Source organism: Mesorhizobium sp. P171375, from assembly GCF_057786075.1.
In genome coordinates, this window is the sequence record NZ_JBYNWF010000001.1 from 3557253 (window position 1) to 3575650 (window position 18398).

Below are 18398 nucleotides of genomic sequence, written 5' to 3' on the forward strand. Positions count from 1 at the left end.
AGGCAGTAGGGCTTAGGCAATAGGCAGCAGGGGTGTACAGCGTGTACGAACTATTTCCTACTGCCTAAGCCCTACTGCCTTCTCCCTCATGCTGCTGCCGCGACCATACGGCCGAGGCCGTCATGAAGGTCGAGGCAGCGTTCGAACCATTGCGCAACGAGGTCGCTTTCGTCGAGCAAGCGATAGGGCGAGGTAATGCGCGCCCACTGCAGCGCGCCGAAGACGATGTAATCGGCAAAGAGCGGCAAGGCGCCGCCGATGAACGGCTGATAGCTGAGCATCGAACGCAGCGGCTCCAGCGCGGCACGGAAGCCGGCGAGCCCGGCATCGCGGGCGGCCGTCACCGCTTCCAGCGGCTTGCCGAAACGCTGCTCGCGGCTGGAGCGGAAATAGGCGGCGTTCTCGTCGTCCTGCATGGCGTGGATGTCGAGCAGCGCGGCCGTGGTGACATAGGGATGGATGGTGAGTTGCGACCAGCGCTCGATGAAACGCGCCATTGCCTTGCCGCCGTCGCCGGCAAACAGCGTCGGCCGCTCGGGGTAGGTCTCGTCCAGATAAAGCGCGATGGCGAAGGAATCGGCCACCACGCGCTCGCCGTCGCGGATCACCGGCACGGTCTTCGAGACACCGCCCTCGACCTTGGGCACGTCGAGAAAGCGGGTCGGCAGGCTGGATCTGTCCAGACCTTTATGTGCAAGCGCCATGGCAACCTTCCAGCAATGCGGGCTGAACGGACGGGTCGTGTCGCGTCCGACGAGTTCATAGAACAGAATGGTCATTGGCGGCTGCGTCCTCGCGGTCTAATTAGGCGCCTGCGGCTGAAGCGGAACTCGTCGGCGGGAAGAAAAGATGAAACAGCATTTCATGATGTTTGCGGCCTACAATCAATGGGCCAATGGCCGCATCTACGGTGCCGTCGCCGATCTCGTGGACGAAGAATTCGAAAGAGACGTCGGCGCCTTCTTCGGCTCGATGGCCGGCACGCTCAATCATCTGCTGGCCGCGGACCGCGTCTGGATGAAGCGCTTCACCGGCACGGGCGACGCACCGTCGCGAACCGACGCCATCCTCCACCGTGCTTTGCCTGTCCTGTGGCAGGCGCGCGAGGCGGAGGACAAGAGGATCATCGGCTGGATCGACGGCATGAGCGACAAGGCGCTTGCCGGCCGCTTCTCCTACATGACGCTTTCCGATATGCGCACCGTTTCGCAGCGACTGGCGCCGGCGCTCAGCCACTTCTTCAACCATCAGACCCATCATCGCGGCCATGCCCACATGATCCTGACCGTGCTTGGCCGGCCATCCGTGCCGCTCGATCTGGTGCTGTTCCAGCGCAGCGAGGAAGGCCGCGCCTACGCCTGATGCACCTTCCAGCAATCCGAGTGGTAGATTCCTCAAATTTAAAAGTTTGAGCAAGTTCGTCTAAATTCTTCTTGCCGCAGCGTAGAGATTAAAAACCACGACTCTTCATATGCACAAAAGCTAAAGAAACCAAAACACCGCTCTCCGCGTATCTTATCGAAAAAGGACGAGTGCGTTTAAATCTGTGAGTGCTGAAATGCGAAAATAGAAAACCACACAGGAGAGTGTTATGGCTAGTATCGTAAAGAGAATCGCCAGTACATTGGCGAGTGGTGCAATCATCGTTATTCTCGCCATGCCTGCGAACGCCCAAAGCGTCGGGCTTGGTGGATTTGGCGGCGTATCCGTCGGCGGAAACAGAGCCGACGCCAATGCGGGCGGGCCAAATGGAGCTGACGCAAATGCATCTTTCGGCGGTAGCAGAACCAGTGCCAACGTTTCGATCGGCGGCACAAATGGCGCCGATGGGACTGCCACCATCGGCGGCAGCAGTTCCACAGGTACCGCATCCATCGGTGGCACCAACGGCGCTGGAGCAAATGCAACTTTGGGCAACGGCACCAACAGCGCGGTCGGCGTGACACTCGGCGGCACGAGCGCCAATGTTGGAGTTGGAACGCCAGAGGTTCCTGGCACCCTCGGCACTGCGGCAACTGCCACCACGCCGGCTATGCCGGGCGTCGTCGCCAGCATGTCGAGCAGCCAGCTGACACGCATGAAGAAGCGCTGCATCGATGTGCTCAGCAGCGAGGGCACCTACGACCGCGACCTGCGGCAGCTCTGCCTGATGATCTCCCGTCGCTGAGACGGGTTTCGCCGGAGTGTCGAACCAGCCGTGAGGCTTTACGGCACTCTCCTACTGCATGCCCCGGACTTCCCGAGGACATGCGCTGACGAGAAGCCTCCGGCCAGTCGGAAAGCCCGCCACGCGAGTGGCGGGCTTTTTGTGACCGCCGGCATCTGCAAGGCGATGGCCGTGCTTTCGACGGGCTGTTAACCACATTACAATTGAAGGCGAGGTTTTAGGGTTTCATTTGTGTTCCTACTGCTAAATGGTGGACACGGTGGGAGAATGGCATGCGGATCGATCTGTCGCCCACGAGTTGGGGCAGGGTCATAGCGGTCACAGTTGTCGGCACGGCGATCTGTATCGCGGCTGCCTTCTTCGTCGATTCCTACAATTTTTCGTCGCTGTCGCCTGATGCGTTGCGCTGGGCGCAACTCACCGACCTGTTGCTGCCGCTTGTGCTGGGTGGATCGTTCTTCTCTTTCCTGATGTACAAGATGCGTCAGCTGGCCATCGCCCAGAAAGAGCTGAGCATCGTCGCGGCGACCGACAGCCTGACAGCGGTGTTCAACCGCGGCGCGTTTTCAATGCTGGTCGAAGCCTATCTCGACCAGGCGCGCAGCCAGGCCGTGGTCAATGCCGGCGCTTTGCTGATCGTCGACGCCGATCATTTCAAGACCATCAACGATCGGCTGGGTCACGATTGCGGCGATCAGGCGCTGAAGCTGATCGCCGAGACGATCAAGGCCCAGCTGCGCGGCGCCGACATTGTCGGACGCATCGGCGGCGAGGAGTTCGCAGTTTTCCTGCCCGGCGCCGACCCGTCGCAGTCATGGCTGGTTGCCGAGGGAATCCGGCGGCGCATCCGCGAGGTCGAATTTGCCCCGGGTGGACGACCTTGTCCGCTCTCGGTGAGCATCGGCGGCGTCGCCTTCAGTGGGCCGACAACCTATGCCGACATGTTCCTGACGGCCGACCGGCACCTTTACAAGGCCAAGTCGAACGGGCGCGACCAAGTCAGTTTTGAGACAACCGGGCCGCGCGGCCTGCTGACCGGCGATCCGGCAACGTTCCATTGAGACTGAGCGATAGCGTCGGAACAGGCCTGATCAGGCGGATCGCTGCAACGCCGACCTGACAAAGCGCAGTGGAGCTGTAACCGTCCACGATGTCGACTGCAGCAGGCCTCATTCCTTGTCGTGAGCGTCTGAATCTGCCGGTTCACGGCGCGGCCCGTCAACAATCCGTTCATCCCTTGGCCATTAATCTCTGGCGAGCCGATCTCCGGCTGCAGCGAGGGCAGGGGTGTCCGATCTCGTAGACCTCAAGGCGGTGCTGGTCATCGCGCTTATCTTCATTCCGCTGGAGCGGCTGTTGCCGCTGCATACGGAGCAATCATCGACGCGCCGGCATTGGCTGAACGACGTCGTCTACCTCCTGTTTAACGGCATCATCATCAAGATCGGCCTGCTCATCGTGATCGGCACAGCCATGCTGGTGCTCCACCAGTTTGTTCCGGCCGGGCTTACGCAGGCGGTGCAGTCGCAACCGGTCTGGCTGCAGGCGGTGGAGGTTCTGGTGCTGGCCGATACCGGCTTCTACCTCGCGCATCGCGCCTTTCACGCCGTCCCGTTCCTGTGGCGCTTCCATTCGATCCACCACAGCATCGAGGAGATGGATTGGCTGGCCGCGCACCGCGTCCATCCTGTCGACCAGATCCTGACAAAATCGGCCTCGTTCGTGCCGGTTTTCGCGCTCGATTTTTCGAGCACCGCCATACTGATCTTCACACTGATCTATCAGTGGCAGTCGCTGTTCATCCATTCCAATACACGTATCAAGGTCGGACCGTTGAAATGGCTTCTGGCGTCACCGCAGTTTCATCATTGGCATCATGCCAATGAGCGTGAAGCCTGGGACAAGAATTTCGCCGGGCAGCTGCCTTTACTCGACATGCTGGGAGGCACGTTGTTCATGCCCGACAGGATGCCGCAGAAATACGGCACCGATGATCCGGTCCCGCCGCTCTATCATCAGCAGCTTGCCCATCCGTTTGTCGGCAGCACCGAACAGCTCGCGCAAGCTGCAAGGCTGGCCGAAGCCTCACCGACGTCGGCCGGCAAGTCCGATTGATCTTTCGGCAGCCAGGTTTGATCCGCCGTCTCAGGCAGCGTAGCCGCCATAGCCACGCGCCACTGGCTTGACCGAGATGATCGGCTGGACAGGTGGCCAGAGGATGCCGGCCGTCACCGCAAAGGTGATCAGCGCATCGCGCGCGGCCTCAGTCGAGATTTCGCCGGCGCGTGCCGCCTCGCAGGCCTTCACCGCAGCGCCATAGCTCACGCGTCGGCGCGACGGCGGAAATTCGGTCAGGAAATCATGCATTTCGAACAGCGAAGCGAGCATGCGTTTGTGGCCGGCGCCAACGGTGACTGCAACCGGGGTGAAGAATATCGCGTCGTGCATTCTGGCCTCTCTGGATGGGCGGAAGGGCGACGGTAGCCGCTCTCCGATCAAGGGTTGGACGCCGAAAAACGCGGCTGGCGGCCCGAGGTTCCCTGAGAGATGCCATGACAGAGAATTTTGCTTTTTGACGTCGCTTCCGAGGGCCGCATCCGCGGTTGCGGCTGGCGGCTATTTCCACATGCCGCGCATGCGGGCGCCGAGGTCGACCCTGACTTCAGGTCTGTGGCGCGGATCGTCCTTTGCGTGGACGCTCGCCCACGAGGTCTGCTCGAAGGCGCCGAGGATCGAGGCCGGGATGAAGCGGCTGCGTGAGGCATAAACGTTGCGGTCGCCGCGCGCCGGCTGGTTGTGCGGATAAAAGCGCTGCGGCGTCACCAGGTGCAGGCCGTCCTTGGCCCGCGTCATCGCGACGTAAAGCAGCCGGCGCTCCTCCTCGATGTCTTCCTTTGTGCCGACGCCGAGATCGGCCGGGATGCAGCCATCGACGGTGTTGAGCACGAAGACGTTCTTCCATTCCTGGCCCTTGGCCGAATGGATGGTCGACAAGATCAGATAGTCCTCGTCGCGATGCGGCGGCCCGGCCTGGTCGCTGGTCGCATCCGGTGGATCAAGCGTCAGTTCGGTCAGGAAGCGCTCGCGCGAGGCGTAGCCGGAGGCGATTTGCTCGAGCTGCACGAGGTCGGCTCGCCGCGTCGTTGCATCCTCATGCATGCGCTCAAGATGCGGCTCGTACCACAGCCTGACCTGTTCGAGATCGGTCGGCCATTTGCCTGACCTGGCGCGCAGGCCGGAAAACAGGGAAACGAAAGCTGGCCAGTCCTCCGCAGCGCGTTGCGGCGGCCGGTAGCGGGCCAGCCCCATCGCTTCATCGAGCGATGTCGCCATGGTTTCGACGACGGCGCTGGCCGCCGAAGGGCCGATGCCAGGCAGAAGCTGCAGCACGCGAAAGCCGGCGACACGGTCGCGCGGGTTCTCGGCAAAGCGCAGCACCGCCAGCACGTCCTTGACGTGGGCAGCGTCGAGGAATTTCAGCCCGCCGAACTTGACGAACGGGATGTTGCGGCGCGTCAGCTCGATCTCCAGCGGCCCGCTGTGATGCGAGGCGCGAAACAGCACCGCTTGCGATTTGAGCACCGTGCCGGCCTCGCGCTCGGCAAGGATCGCCTGGCAGACATAATTTGCCTGTTCGGCCTCGTCGCGCACGCTGACCAGTTTCGGCTTTTGTGAGGATTTGCGCTCCGACCACAGATTCTTGGTGAAGCGCTCCGACGCCTCGGAAATCACCGCATTGGCCGCCGCCAAAATGGTTTCGGTCGAGCGGTAGTTGCGCTCCAGCATGATGACGTCTGCGGCTCGCGCGAATTGCTGGGGGAAATCCAGGATGTTGCGCACCTCGGCGGCGCGGAACGAATAGATCGACTGCGCGTCGTCGCCGACCACCGTCAGTCCGGCGCCGTCCGGCTTCAGCGCTGAAAGGATCGAGGCCTGCAGCCGGTTGGTGTCCTGGTATTCGTCGACCAGCACATGATCAAAACGGGAAGAAAGATGCGTGGCGATTTCAGGCTCGACCGCCATCTGCGCCCAGTAGAGCAGGAGGTCGTCGTAATCGAGCACGTTCTGCGCCTGCTTGGCCTCGACATATCCGGCGAACAGCTCTTTTAGCTGTTCGGCCCACCCCGAACACCAGGGGAACGCCGCGCCCAGCACCTCGCCGAGCGGCGCCTGCGCGTTGACAGTGCGCGAATAGATCGCCAGGCACGTGCCCTTGGTCGGAAAACGGCTTTCGGTCTTCGAAAAGCCGAGCTCATGGCGGGCAAGATTCATCAGGTCGGCGGAATCCTCCCGGTCGTGGATGGTAAAGGCCGGATCGAGGCCGATCGTCAGCGCATAGTCGCGCAGCAACCGGGCGCCGATGCCGTGAAACGTGCCCGCCCAGGCCAGCGCGTCGGCGATGACGGACGCGTCGCGGCCCAGCACCTCGCCGGCAATGCGTTCGACCCGCCTGGCCATTTCGGTGGCGGCGCGGCGCGAGAACGTCATCAGCAGGATGCGCCTCGGATCGGCGCCCTTGACGATCAGGTGCGCAACCCGGTGGGCCAGCGTGTTGGTCTTGCCGGAGCCGGCGCCCGCGATCACCAGCAACGGTCCCGCGATCTGGCCGTCGCCATGTTCGACGGCCAGCCGCTGCTCGGCGTTGAGCTTGGCGAGATAGGCGGGTTGCAAGGTCGAATCATTGATGGCGATGGTCATCGCTCATCAAGCATCGTTTCTGCTTTGTTCGCAACGGGCTAGCGCAGCCCGGCCTCTACCGGGCCTTTATCCCTGTGGGGATGGCTGGCCTACCTCCGCGGAGCGACTCCCATTGCCGCCGACTGGCGTCGCAAGGTGCGTTCATCGCCGGGCATCGGCAGCGGATCGAAATCGTCAGGCACCTCGTCGATGACTTTTCTGGCGGCACGATAGGCCGCATAGGCGACAAGGCCGGTTATGAGCAGACGGATCATGGCGCGATCTCCTTCGGGCAACCAACCCCGGGGGCGGCATTTGGTTCCAGCCGGCGGGAGGCGTCGCCTGCGGGCGTGCAACCAAAGCCGAACCACCTCGTTGCCTTTACGAAGGAGAGGGCAGACCTAGGAGGTTGCCATGAAGAGGCTTCTGATTCTGTTTGCCGCAGGCTTGGCGCTCGCGGCCTGCGACAGCGACATCCAGCCAACCAAAGCGCCGGTGCTCGATCAAACGCCACAGACGGATTCGGCGCCAAAGCCGGCAACTGGTGGCGAACAACCGTCACCGGCGCAATAGATCGGGTCATCGCGGCCAGGATGAACCTTTACCGCCCCAGCAGATTTCGGGCGGCGTGAAGCAGGGTGGACCAGCGCGATACGGCCTTGTCCAGTTCGAACACGAGATAACGCGCGGGTTCGGCGCCTATGGACTTCAGCCCATGCATTGCACCAGCAGGGTGGTAGAGCAACGCAGGAGCTGAAATCCTCTTGCCCAGCGTCTCAATCGCACCGGAAAACAGGACAATGCCCACGTCATAACGGTCGGCATGGGGCGCGTAGCCGACGCCAGGCATCGCGATCGAGACATGACAGTGCAGTCGATCGAGCCATCTGGTTCTCGCGTTGAGGATCGTTCCCCGGTTGCGCTTGCCGAGATCCGCCGCGGCAAACAGCGTGTCTGAGCCCCGCACGAAGGCCAGCCTCGACGCCTCGCCCGGCGCATGGCCTCGCTCGTTGCGCCATTTCAGCATCGTGTAGAGCACTGGTTTGTCGCTGGCATTGACCAGCGTGTGCGGCTGGAAGGCGGGGTAATAGGCGAAATCGCCTGCGTTCATCGTCTCGCGTCGAACGCTTTCAGACCCGACATCGTCGGCGGTTATCAACGCTGCTTGTCCCGAAATGACGATGAGGATCTCTTCTTCCATATGAGCGTGCAGCGGATGCGGCGTGGCGCCGGGCGCCAGTACTGATGAGTGCGCGTCCATGAATTCGATCTTAGCCGTGCGGCCGCGAAAGTGTGGCATCGAGGCGAAATGTGCCACCGGCTTGGCCGGCAGTTCGGGCAGATCGAACGCGGCGTTCGGTATTGCGGCAAGCCTGCGCGCGCCGGGCGGTCTGGCGATCTGGTTGACACCGATCGGCGAGCGGCCGGAAACGACCAGTACCGGCGGCCGTGGCTCCGTCTTGAAACGAAACGGCCATTCGAAGGCTTCAGGAATGAAGACCGGGCGGTCGGCGCGGGCATATTGCAGCAGCAAGGCGACGCGAGTGGTCGTCGACGGATTGTGCGAGCCATGCCAGGCTCTGCCGTCAAAGACCAGCGCGGCACCGTCGCAAACGTCGGGCTGAACGATTGTTGCGTCTTGAGCAAAAGTCCGCGCTGCATCCAGCACAGCCGCATCGGAATTTTCCGTCGCATTCATTCCAAGCCTGGCTTTGATCTCCTGAACCGTTGCGCCATAGCGGTGCGAGCCCCTGACGAATTTGAGGCCCGACGCGGAATTTGTGTTCTCCAGCCCGAGCCACACGGTCAGGAAGCCGCCATCGGCCGATGACGATTCGACATCGCAGTGAAACGGATGCTCCGTGTCCGGATGCCTGATGACGAGATGCGCGGCCCACAGAATGATGTCTTCGCCGAGGACCGGGCGTACCAGCTCAAGGATGCGCGGGTCGCTGGCGATCTTGTAGTAGTGATGATTGGAGACAGCGGACGCCTTGCTCCAAACCTTCTTTTTCTGGCGTTCCTTGATCAGCTTGGGCAGAAGGCGGCCACGTTCCTTTCGGCTTAGAACCGGAAACGGGCCAGCAAAACCGTCGCGCTCAATGTCGTCGATCATCAATCAGCTCGCTTCAGGTGAACCCAATCGGAACCGATTGCCTGAGCCGAGAGTACGACAGGCGCGCATCGCAAAACAAGAGCGGGGAAGAAGGCCGGCGCCGCTTGGGAGGAAGCTGAAAGCGCCGGCCAAGCGGGAAAACAGGCCCGCCGCGTGACCGAAGATAGCTGAGTCTTTCCTTTGCGTCATGAGGTGGGCCGCATCGACTGCTTCATGACGGCCGCTTCTACACAAAATCAACGGAAAAACCCTGGAATCCTGCAGCATCTTGCCACAACTGGTCCGCTCCGCGCGGTTACTGCCGGAAAGATGAAAAAGTTTCTGTCCGGTGCCCTCATATTGGCCACGATCACAATCGCGGCGCTAGTCTTGTGGACTGTGGTCTACAACTATCGGGAACGGCTCAGCGATCGTCGGCTCATCGCGATGGCGGTTGCCAATGCTGTAAAATCTGCACATGGCCCGATCATATACAGTTTTGCCAACGAGCTGATGAGGCTCAATCCGGGATGCTGCATTGTCCGGCATTTGGGCCATGAATGGTTGAGGTTCCCGGCAAGGCTGTACGAGGACGGCCTCTCGGTGGTGCAGATGAGCTACATGATCGGCGGAATATCCCAGGCGTATTATTTGGAAGAATTCGCAATCGACGCCGATGGCAAAATACTGGAGACCAGGGGCATTGAGGAAAATACCCGAAGCCGCTGGTAGGCAACTACGGTGACGTGCGAAAGATAGCAGCGCTGGGCAAGAACTCTCAGTAGGAGCGACCTCAGGCCATAGCCTGCCGCAGCACCGGGCCGCTGGCGATCTCGGCGTCCAGCTGGCACTGCGTCAGCGCCGCCTCGGCCATGATCCACTGCTTGAACAGTTCCACTTTGCGCGCATAGGGCGCGGTGACCGGGCTGACGAAATACCAGCCGGCGCTGTTGGGGTGATGTACGGCAAACGGCGCCACCAGCCGCTCGGCGCGGATGTCACTGGCCATATAGGCGCGGTTGGCGACTGCAAAGCCCATGCCGGCATTGGCCGCCTCATAGGACATCATGCAGGAATCGAAATAGATGCTCTTGGCCTCGCCGAGCACGGAACTCGCGCCGGCAAAACCCAGCCACGACTGCCAGTTCTGCGTGCAGGTGTCGGAATGCAGCAGGGTGAAATACCTGAGGTCGTCCGGCGTCACCTTTGACAGCGGCCTGTCGCCGAGAATCTCGTGGAACAGCCTCCTGCTGCATACCGGCGTCAAATCCTCCTTGAACAAGAGATCCGCCGCCAGGTCCGGAAAGTTCCCGTCTCCATAGCGGATCTCAAGGTCGAACTCGGAAGTGGCGAACTCATTGGTGGCGTAGGAGGTCGAGACCCGCATCTCTATTTCGGGATATTGCCGCTGGAACAGCGGCAGCCGCGGAAACAGCCAACGCGCGGCGAAAGTCGGCAGCACCGAAATCTTCAGCACGTGCGCCTGCGACTGTCCGGTCGCTTCCATGCTGGCCGCCACGATCCGCTCCAATGCCTCGCGAACGCGCGACACATAGGTCTCGCCCTCGGGCGTCAGCGAAACCGCATTGCCGCCACGCTGGAAGATCTTGAAGCGCAGCTGGTCCTCGAGGCTTTTGACGCGCTGGCTGACCGCGGAAGCAGTAATAAACTGCTCTTCGCCGGCGCGCGTAAAGTTACGGTGCCGGGCGGCACTTTCGACAATCTTCAGCGAATTGAGGTTGACCTGACTGAGCAGACGCACGGGTTTCGACCTTAAGCTGGGCTTACACTAGCACCAGCATTCCTAATTTTACAGGGGTGGGCGAATTAATCGACTGTTTACCAAGTGATGCCCCCACCCTGGAGAAGTAGAATGAACGCCCATACCATTCCCGATTTGCGCTGTGCGATGAGCCGTGAAGCCATTATCGGTCACGAAACAGCCTGGAAAGTGTCGAGTTTTGGCGTTGCGCAGTATCTGCACGGCTACGACCCGGCGTTGCTGGCGGCGATCGAGGAGGCGGCGTTGAAGCTCAAGTCCAGCCACGCCGTGCACAAGCATCTCGATCTGACCTTCATCACCGGCGCCGATCGCTTCATCCCGGAGATCAAAGAACTGCTGCATGACAAGCTGCGCCTGGAACGGCTGTCCGACATGATGGGCACAAAGCTCGAGCCTTACCCGCTGTCGATCGTCGGCTCAACCGTCACCTTCATGAATCCCAAGGACGGCGCGGTCGACTGGCATTGCGACGGTGTTCCGGTCACCGAACTCATTCCGCTGTCGATCAGCAATCCGCTGGTTGGCGGCCATCTCGAAATCTACTGCGACGATTCCGAGACCGGTCGCGCCGTCCTCGAATCCGGCCGCGAGATCCCGCGCAACCGGATCATGCGCATCGACCATAAGATGAACTACGCGACGCTCGGGCAGTTTCTTGGCGTTCTGCACCGGACGGCACCGATCCAGTTCGGTGAGCGCGTCACGCTGGTGCTCAACCAGCGCTCGGTGGCCAAGCCCTATGTCGATGACAACCGCATGTTCTATCTCGCAGCCGACAATGATCATGATCGCGAATGGGTCAACGAACTGGCCGAAGACGTCTGGACAAACCAGCTGCCGGCCTATCGCCGCTTCGAGGAAGAGCGTCTGGTTGCGGTGGCGGCCGATGCGCCGTTCCCGGGCGGCTCAAGGGAATCATGGTAGCCAGAGCATAGAAGTGGACACCGGTTTGACCGTCGGTTCGGAAGAAATCATGGTCGGCGATAGGGGCAGGGCACCATCCCGGCGGTTCCGGGATGGATCGGGCTCGCCATCGGCCCTGGTCTTCGCTGCCGGCGCGGTCGCGCTGTGGTCGACAAACGCACTGGTCGGCAAATCCCTGCTGGCCAGCCACCCGGTGTCGCTGGTGCAGTTGCTGCAGTTTTGCGGAGCGGCGCTGGTGTTCGCCGTCATCCATCTGGCGAGCCGCAAGGAGGCAGTGCCGGAAAACGCAGCCACGGGTGCGCGGGCGGTCGCGGTCGGCATCATCGGTCTGGTCGGCACCATGGTACTGCAATACATCGCCTTTGCCTCCATGCCCGTGATCGAGGCCAATCTCGTCGCCTACACCTGGCCGCTGATGGTTGCGGCGGCGGTCATCGTGCTGGGCAAGCCGCAGCGCCCCGTGCTTCTTGGCTTGACTGCCGTGCTCGGCTTTGTCGGCGTGGCGCTGGTGATCTCGGGTGGCCGCGGCCAGCCTTTTCTCCAGGGCAGCATCGTCGGCTATCTCGCCGCCTTCGGTTCAGCACTGTGCATGGCGTTCTATTCGATCGCGGTCGCTCGCCTGGCCACACCGTCGGAACGTTTGCTCTTGCCTTCGGCACTGGTCGGTGTCGGCCTGACCTTGCTGTGGTGTGTTCACGACGGCGCGGCCTGGCCATCTGGCGCGGACGTCCTGCTTGGCCTCTATCTCGGCGCCGGTCCGATGGGGCTTGGCTATTATTTCTGGTCGCGCGCCTTGAAGCTCGAAGGCGGCGGCAAGGTTGCGGTTGTCGCCTATTTGACGCCGATCGCCTCGACGCTGCTGCTGACGCTGTCCGGTGAGAGCCTGACGCTGACCGCGATTGCCGGTGCGGTCCTCGTCATCGGCAGTTGCATTGCGGTGGGCATAGAACGCTCGGAGGCTGGAAGCCATGCTTGACGACGATGAACGCCTCGCCAGACAGGAAGCATACTGGCTGATCAAGGAGTTCGGCGCCGAGGCGCCGCTCTATGCCGCGATGAAAGCCGAAAAGGCGATCGAGCAAAAGGATTTCGGGCGGTGCGCCCGCTGGAAACGTATTCTAGAGATATTGGCCGACTCCACACCCGTCAGCTCCGCAACGGCGAAATCGGCCGCGTCGAAGTATTAGATTTTCTAATTTGCAACGTTGCAACTGGATGTGGAAACATCCTCCTGTACCGATTCTTGATGATTTACTCACGCTTAACGACCCGCTGGGGGGGTGCTGTTAAGTGGATACATCGAGAACACTCTTCAAAAAAAAGCCGGCAACTGCATCACCGGCGGGAGAAAAACAAATTGCAAACTCTCGACAACAAGACTGCTATTGAACTGACCGCCGACATTGTATCGGCCTATGTCGGCAACAATCCACTGCCAGCTTCTAGTCTACCGGACTTGATCGCAAGCGTCAGCGCTTCGGTTCGTAAGTTGGGCAGTGCCGCCGCCGTGGAGAGCCCTGTGCTTAACCCGGCCGTCAATCCGAAGCGTTCGGTGTTTCCCGACCACATCGTCTGCCTCGAGGACGGCAAGAAATTCAAGTCGCTGAAGCGCCACTTGATGACCGATCATGGCCTCAGCCCGGACGAGTATCGCACCAAATGGAGCTTGCCGCCGGACTATCCGATGGTGGCGCCGAACTATTCCGCGACCCGTTCGGCATTGGCCAAATCCTCGGGCCTCGGCCGCAAGCCGGCCGTTCCGGCCGCCACGGCCAAGGTGACGAAGCGCAAGACGAAGGCCTGACCTAGGTCGTCTCTGAAAGTTAGCAGTTTGCAGTCATGGACGGCGCGCTTCAGGCGCGCCGTTTTCATGCCTTATGCCCCCGCCGGCCCTCCAAGCCCTTGCGAAGCGCCGCCCTCCCGTGCAAAAGCCCCGGCATGCTTATCATCAACGACCTTTCGCTCCGCATGGCCGGACGCTTGCTTCTCGACCATGCCTCGCTGACCTTGCCGGCCGGCACCAAGGCCGGCCTCGTCGGCCGCAACGGCACCGGCAAGACGACCTTGTTCAAGGCGATCACGGGCGATTTCCCCTCCGAGACCGGCTCGATCAGCCTGCCGAAGAACACCCGCATCGGCCAGGTGGCGCAGGAAGCGCCGGGCACCGAGGAGCCGCTGATCGAGATCGTGCTCAAGGCCGACCTCGAGCGCAGCGCATTGCTCGAGGAAGAAAAGACCGCCACCGACGCGCACCGCATCGCCGACATCCACATGCGGCTGGCCGATATCGACGCGCACTCGGCCGAGTCGCGCGCGGCCACCATCCTTGCTGGCCTCGGCTTCGATGATGCGGCGCAGCGCCGCCCGGCCTCGTCCTTCTCCGGCGGCTGGCGCATGCGCGTGGCGCTCGCCGCCGTGCTGTTTGCCGAGCCCGACCTTCTGCTGCTCGACGAGCCGACCAACTATCTCGATCTCGAAGGCACGTTGTGGCTGGAAAACTATGTGTCGAAGTATCCGCACACGGTGCTTCTGATCTCGCACGACCGCGACCTGCTTAACCGCGCCGTCAATTCCATCGTCCATCTCGACCAGAAGAAGCTGACCTTCTGGCGCGGCGGCTACGACCAGTTCGAGCGCCAGTACACCGAGCAGAAGGAGTTGCAGGAGAAGGGCCGCGTCAAGCAGGAAGCCGCGCGCAAGCATATGGAATCCTTCGTCGAGCGCTTCCGCGCCAAGGCTTCCAAGGCCAGGCAGGCGCAGTCGCGCATCAAGGCGCTGGAGAAGATGAAGCCGATCGCGGCCATCGTGAACGACACGGTGCGGCCGTTCTCCTTCCCCGAGCCGGTCAAGACGGTGGCGTCGCCGATCGTGGCGCTCAACAACGTCAATGTCGGCTACACCGAAGGCCAGCCGATCCTCAAGAAGATGACGCTGCGCATCGACGCCGACGATCGTATCGCGCTGCTCGGCGCCAATGGTAACGGCAAGTCGACCTTCGCCAAGCTTTTGTCGGGCCGGCTGAAGCAGGAAACCGGCACCATGACGGTTGCGCCCGGACTGAAAGTGGCGATCTTCGCCCAGCATCAGCTCGACGATCTCAGGCCGGAGGAAAACGCCTACGAGCATGTCCGCCGGCTGATGCCGGAAGCACCGGAATCCAAGGTGCGCGGCCGCGTCGCCCGGTTCGGTCTCACCACCGAAAAGATGAATACGGCGGCCAAGGACCTGTCCGGCGGCGAGAAGGCGCGGCTCCTGATGGGCCTGTCAGCTTTCGAGGGGCCGAACCTGTTCATCCTCGACGAGCCGACCAACCATCTCGACATCGACAGCCGTGAATCCTTGATCCATGCGCTGAACGAGTTTCCCGGCGCCGTCATCCTGATCTCGCACGACCGCCATCTCTTGGAGGCGACGGCAGACCGGCTGTGGCTGGTCAAGGATGGTGCGGTCAATCCGTATGATGGCGACCTGGAGGACTACAAGACTTTGGTTACCGGCGTGTCCGGCGACCGTCGCGGCAAGCGCGAGGCCGAGAAGGCATCAAAGGCCGACCGCCGCCGCGATGCGGCCGCGCGCCGTGCCGCCTTCGAGCCGCTGGCCAAGGAAATCCGCGCCACCGAGGCGCTGATGGACCGTATCCGCAAGCGCATCGACCTGATCGAGGACGAACTCGCCAATCCGGCCGTCTACGAAAAGGATCCGTCGACGGCGACCAGGCTCGCCAAGGAGCGCTCGCAACTGGCACAACAGTTGGCTGGCCACGAGGAAAAGTGGCTGACCATGTCGGCCGAGTATGAGGAAGGCACGGCGGAGTGAGTGGCTAATCTCCCCCCTTGTGGGGGAGATGCCCGGCAGGGCAGAGGGGGGCGCTATCCCGCCGGCTATCGGCTATTCGCAATCGGCCGACCGTAGGATTTTGGTCAGAGCAGGTTCATACCAAAGGTTGGCGATCCTTCGCGCCCCCCTCTGTCCTGCCGGACATCTCCCCCACTTGGGGGGAGATTGGCTAATCATCTGGCCCTACACGCCGCGTCCGGAACCGGCTAAGCAGGCGCCATGAATCAGCACGCCAAGCTCCGCATCGGCCATTCGGCCTGTCCGCATGATTGCCCGTCGACCTGCGCACTCGAGGTCGAACTGCTCGACGGCAACCGCATCGGCCGCGTCCATGGCGCCAAGGCCAATACCTACACATCCGGCGTCGTCTGCGCCAAGGTCGCGCGCTATGCCGACCGCGTCCACCATCCGGACCGGCTGCTGAAGCCGCTGGTGCGGGCCGGTGCCAAGGGCGACGGCCTCTGGAAGGAATCCAGCTGGGAGGCGGCGCTCGACCTCGTCGCCGAAAAATTCATCGCAGCCGAGGAAAAATACGGCTCGGAGACTGTTTGGCCCTACTACTATGCCGGCACGATGGGACTGGTGCAGCGCGACGGCATTGACCGGTTGCGCCATGCGAAAAAGTATTCCGGCTTCTTCGGCTCGATCTGCACCAATCTGGCCTGGACCGGCTGGATGATGGGGGCGGGCGCCTTGCGCGGTCCCGATCCGCGCGAAATGGCCAAATCCGACTGCGTGGTGATCTGGGGCACCAATGCCGTGGTCACGCAGGTCAATGTCATGACCCACGCCATCAAGGCGCGCAAGGAACGTTCAGCCAAGATCGTCGTCATCGACGTCTACGAGAACGCGACGATGAAGCAGGCCGATATGGGCCTGGTGCTGAAGCCGGGCACCGACGGCGCGCTGGCCTGTGCGGTCATGCATGTGCTGTTCAGGGAAGGCATGGCCGACCGCGCCTATCTCGAAAAATACACTGACGATCCCAAGGGGCTGGAAGCGCATCTGGAGACGCGCACGCCGGAATGGGCCTCCGCCATCACCGGCCTTGCCGTCGCCGAGATCGAGGCCTTCGCCCGCCTCGTCGGCACGACGAAGAAAACCTATTTCCGCCTCGGCTATGGCTTTGCCCGCCAGCGCAACGGCTCGGTCAACATGCACGCGGCGTCCTGCATCGCCGCCGTCACCGGCGCCTGGCAATATGAGGGCGGGGGCGCCTTCCATTCCAACTCCGGCATCTTCAAGCTCAACCAGGATGTGCTGGAAGGCACCGCGATGCGCGATCCCAACATCCGCTATCTCGACCAGTCGCGCACTGGCCCGGTGCTGACCGGTGCGGCGGACGCACTCTATGGCGGCCCGCCGGTGACGGCGATGCTGATCCAGAACACCAATCCGGTGAATGTCGCGCCCGAGCAGCGACTGGTGAAGCAGGGTTTCCTGCGCGACGATTTGTTCACCTGCGTGCACGAGCAGTTCATGACCGACACCGCAAAACTTGCCGACGTCGTTTTGCCGGCAACGATGTTCCTCGAGCATGACGATGTCTACAAGGGCGGCGGCAACCAGCACATCACGCTCGGCCCCAAGCTGATCGAGCCGCCGGAAGGGCCGCGCACCAACCATTTCGTGATCGAGCAACTGGCCGAGCGCCTCGGCGTTGCTGACCGCCCGGGCTTCGGCCTGACCGAGCAGCAGCATATCGACATCATCCTGGGCAAGCGCGGGCTGGGCAGTTTCGCCAGCCTGAAGGAAGACAAGTGGGTCGACCTGCAGCCTGATTTCGAAGCCGCGCATTTCATCGAGGGCTTCGGTCACGCCGACAAGAAATTCCACTTCCGCGCCAACTGGAGCGGGCAGGCGGCGCCCAACCGGCCCCCGAAAAGCATGGGCCTGTTCGGGCCGGTGTCAGAACTGCCGGAATTCCCCGACCATGTCGACCTGATCGAGGTCGCGGACGCCGAGCATCCGTTCCGGCTGACGACATCGCCGGCGCGCAACTTCCTCAACTCGACCTTCTCGGAAACGCCGGTGTCGAGGGCCAAGGAGGGTCGGCCAGAGCTCCTGCTGCACCCGGACGATGCCGCTTCCCTCGGACTGGCCGACGGCGATCGTATCGAGGTCGGCAACCGGCGTGGCGAGGTGGTGCTGCACGCAAAACTGTTCGAAGGCATCAAGCGCGGCGTGGTGATCGCCGAGGGCATCTGGCCGAACGGCGCCCATGAGCGCGGCGAAGGGATCAATGTCTTGACCGGCGCCGATGCGCCTGCACCCTATGGCGGTGCGGCCTTCCACGACAACAAGGTCTGGCTGCGACCGGTCGGCTGATATCGGTTATCCCGGCAAAGGCACGGTCAACCCGACTTTGACCCGGTCCATGGCAACGAAGGTGCGGAATTTTCGCACATTCTTGCTGTCGAAGAACAGTTTGCGCGTCAGCGCCTCATAGGCGCCCATGTCTGCCACGGTGATGACCAGGATGAAGTCGGCCTCGCCGGTGACGTAGTAGCATTGCTGCACTTCGGGCGCCGCCGAGAATTGCCGCTTGGCCGCATCGATCAGGTCAGAGCGTTCGCTCTCCAGCTCGACCTCGACGAAGATGGTGATGGGCTGGCCGACCGCCGCCGGCTCGACGACAGCGACATTGCCGGCAATCACCCCCGTTTGCTCCATGCGCTTGATGCGCCGCTGCACCGCCGGCGCCGACAGATTGACGGCTTCGCCGATCAGCCGCTGCGGCGTCGTGTTATCTAGCTGCAGGATGTCAAGGATAGCGAGGTCGAAACTGTCGAGTGAAGGCGATGTAGGCAAAGGCGCTGTCCCGGCGAAACAAACTTGCATTCTAAAGCGCCAATTACAGCGCTCTTTGCGCCTCTACTGCAATATGATTTCGTCTGACCCTCAAGGAGGCCATC

General features: G+C 62.1%; 19 protein-coding genes. 12 read left to right on the top strand and 7 right to left on the bottom strand.

Annotated features, from left to right (window positions below; translation table 11 throughout):
* Positions 1-86: 86 nt before the first annotated feature.
* Positions 87-779, bottom strand: coding sequence for a glutathione S-transferase family protein (locus tag ACYHH6_RS17035; RefSeq protein ID WP_352585143.1), 693 nt, complete (start codon positions 777-779; stop codon positions 87-89).
* 70 nt (positions 780-849) lie between these two features.
* Here ACYHH6_RS17035 and ACYHH6_RS17040 point away from each other — a divergent pair, with 70 nt between their 5' ends.
* The 4 genes from ACYHH6_RS17040 to ACYHH6_RS17055 all read left to right on the top strand — a co-directional run bounded on the left by ACYHH6_RS17040 (position 850) and on the right by ACYHH6_RS17055 (position 4282).
* A complete protein-coding gene (locus ACYHH6_RS17040; RefSeq protein WP_352585144.1) occupies positions 850-1362 on the top strand; it encodes a DinB family protein in 513 nt (170 codons plus the stop codon).
* Positions 1363-1591: 229 nt separating this feature from the next.
* On the top strand, positions 1592-2167 hold the full coding sequence (locus tag ACYHH6_RS17045; protein ID WP_352585146.1) for a hypothetical protein: 576 nt from the start codon (positions 1592-1594) through the stop codon (positions 2165-2167).
* 272 nt (positions 2168-2439) lie between these two features.
* The gene (locus tag ACYHH6_RS17050; RefSeq protein ID WP_352585147.1) at positions 2440-3228 is read left to right on the top strand and encodes a GGDEF domain-containing protein; all 789 of its coding nucleotides are present in this window, start codon (positions 2440-2442) and stop codon (positions 3226-3228) included.
* 226 nt (positions 3229-3454) lie between these two features.
* Entirely contained in the window at positions 3455-4282 is an 828-nt protein-coding gene (locus ACYHH6_RS17055; protein WP_352585149.1) for a sterol desaturase family protein, read from the top strand.
* A 30-nt stretch (positions 4283-4312) separates the two neighbouring features.
* On the opposite strand, the gene ACYHH6_RS17060 is transcribed toward ACYHH6_RS17055, so the two are convergent.
* The 3 genes from ACYHH6_RS17060 to ACYHH6_RS17070 all read right to left on the bottom strand — a co-directional run bounded on the left by ACYHH6_RS17060 (position 4313) and on the right by ACYHH6_RS17070 (position 7119).
* Positions 4313-4615 carry a DUF982 domain-containing protein gene (locus ACYHH6_RS17060; protein WP_192259014.1) on the bottom strand — a complete coding sequence of 101 codons (303 nt, stop codon included), beginning with the start codon at positions 4613-4615 and terminating at the stop codon, positions 4313-4315.
* A gap of 168 nt (positions 4616-4783) precedes the next feature.
* A complete protein-coding gene (locus ACYHH6_RS17065; protein ID WP_352585151.1) occupies positions 4784-6865 on the bottom strand; it encodes an ATP-dependent helicase in 2082 nt (693 codons plus the stop codon).
* A gap of 89 nt (positions 6866-6954) precedes the next feature.
* A complete protein-coding gene (locus ACYHH6_RS17070; protein WP_352558027.1) occupies positions 6955-7119 on the bottom strand; it encodes a hypothetical protein in 165 nt (54 codons plus the stop codon).
* A gap of 139 nt (positions 7120-7258) precedes the next feature.
* Between ACYHH6_RS17070 and ACYHH6_RS17075 the strand changes: the two genes are divergently transcribed.
* A complete protein-coding gene (locus ACYHH6_RS17075) occupies positions 7259-7417 on the top strand; it encodes a hypothetical protein (protein WP_203278129.1) in 159 nt (52 codons plus the stop codon).
* A 28-nt stretch (positions 7418-7445) separates the two neighbouring features.
* Here ACYHH6_RS17075 and ACYHH6_RS17080 read toward each other — a convergent pair whose 3' ends face one another.
* Positions 7446-8960, bottom strand: a complete 1515-nt coding sequence (locus tag ACYHH6_RS17080; protein ID WP_352585153.1) for a cupin domain-containing protein — start codon at positions 8958-8960, stop codon at positions 7446-7448.
* A gap of 192 nt (positions 8961-9152) precedes the next feature.
* Between ACYHH6_RS17080 and ACYHH6_RS17085 the strand changes: the two genes are divergently transcribed.
* Entirely contained in the window at positions 9153-9671 is a 519-nt protein-coding gene (locus ACYHH6_RS17085) for a hypothetical protein (RefSeq protein ID WP_352585155.1), read from the top strand.
* Between the two features lie 61 nt (positions 9672-9732).
* On the opposite strand, the gene ACYHH6_RS17090 is transcribed toward ACYHH6_RS17085, so the two are convergent.
* A complete protein-coding gene (locus tag ACYHH6_RS17090) occupies positions 9733-10701 on the bottom strand; it encodes a LysR substrate-binding domain-containing protein (RefSeq protein WP_352585156.1) in 969 nt (322 codons plus the stop codon).
* Positions 10702-10812: 111 nt separating this feature from the next.
* On the opposite strand from ACYHH6_RS17090, the gene ACYHH6_RS17095 reads away from it, so the two are divergent.
* The 6 genes from ACYHH6_RS17095 to ACYHH6_RS17120 all read left to right on the top strand — a co-directional run bounded on the left by ACYHH6_RS17095 (position 10813) and on the right by ACYHH6_RS17120 (position 17811).
* Positions 10813-11646: a hypothetical protein gene (locus tag ACYHH6_RS17095; protein ID WP_352585158.1), complete on the top strand. Its 834-nt coding sequence runs from the start codon at positions 10813-10815 to the stop codon at positions 11644-11646.
* 49 nt (positions 11647-11695) lie between these two features.
* A complete protein-coding gene (locus tag ACYHH6_RS17100) occupies positions 11696-12622 on the top strand; it encodes a DMT family transporter (RefSeq protein ID WP_435053274.1) in 927 nt (308 codons plus the stop codon).
* Positions 12615-12833, top strand: coding sequence for a hypothetical protein (locus ACYHH6_RS17105; RefSeq protein WP_112560846.1), 219 nt, complete (start codon positions 12615-12617; stop codon positions 12831-12833). The genes ACYHH6_RS17100 and ACYHH6_RS17105 overlap by 8 nt, the downstream gene beginning before the upstream one ends.
* A 170-nt stretch (positions 12834-13003) precedes the next feature.
* A complete protein-coding gene (locus tag ACYHH6_RS17110) occupies positions 13004-13450 on the top strand; it encodes a Ros/MucR family transcriptional regulator (protein ID WP_352558033.1) in 447 nt (148 codons plus the stop codon).
* A 134-nt stretch (positions 13451-13584) separates the two neighbouring features.
* Positions 13585-15462 carry an ABC-F family ATP-binding cassette domain-containing protein gene (locus ACYHH6_RS17115; RefSeq protein ID WP_352585163.1) on the top strand — a complete coding sequence of 626 codons (1878 nt, stop codon included), beginning with the start codon at positions 13585-13587 and terminating at the stop codon, positions 15460-15462.
* 240 nt (positions 15463-15702) lie between these two features.
* Positions 15703-17811 carry a molybdopterin-containing oxidoreductase family protein gene (locus tag ACYHH6_RS17120; RefSeq protein WP_352585165.1) on the top strand — a complete coding sequence of 703 codons (2109 nt, stop codon included), beginning with the start codon at positions 15703-15705 and terminating at the stop codon, positions 17809-17811.
* A 6-nt stretch (positions 17812-17817) separates the two neighbouring features.
* On the opposite strand, the gene ACYHH6_RS17125 is transcribed toward ACYHH6_RS17120, so the two are convergent.
* On the bottom strand, positions 17818-18324 hold the full coding sequence (locus ACYHH6_RS17125; protein ID WP_352585167.1) for an Lrp/AsnC family transcriptional regulator: 507 nt from the start codon (positions 18322-18324) through the stop codon (positions 17818-17820).
* Positions 18325-18398: the final 74 nt, after the last annotated feature.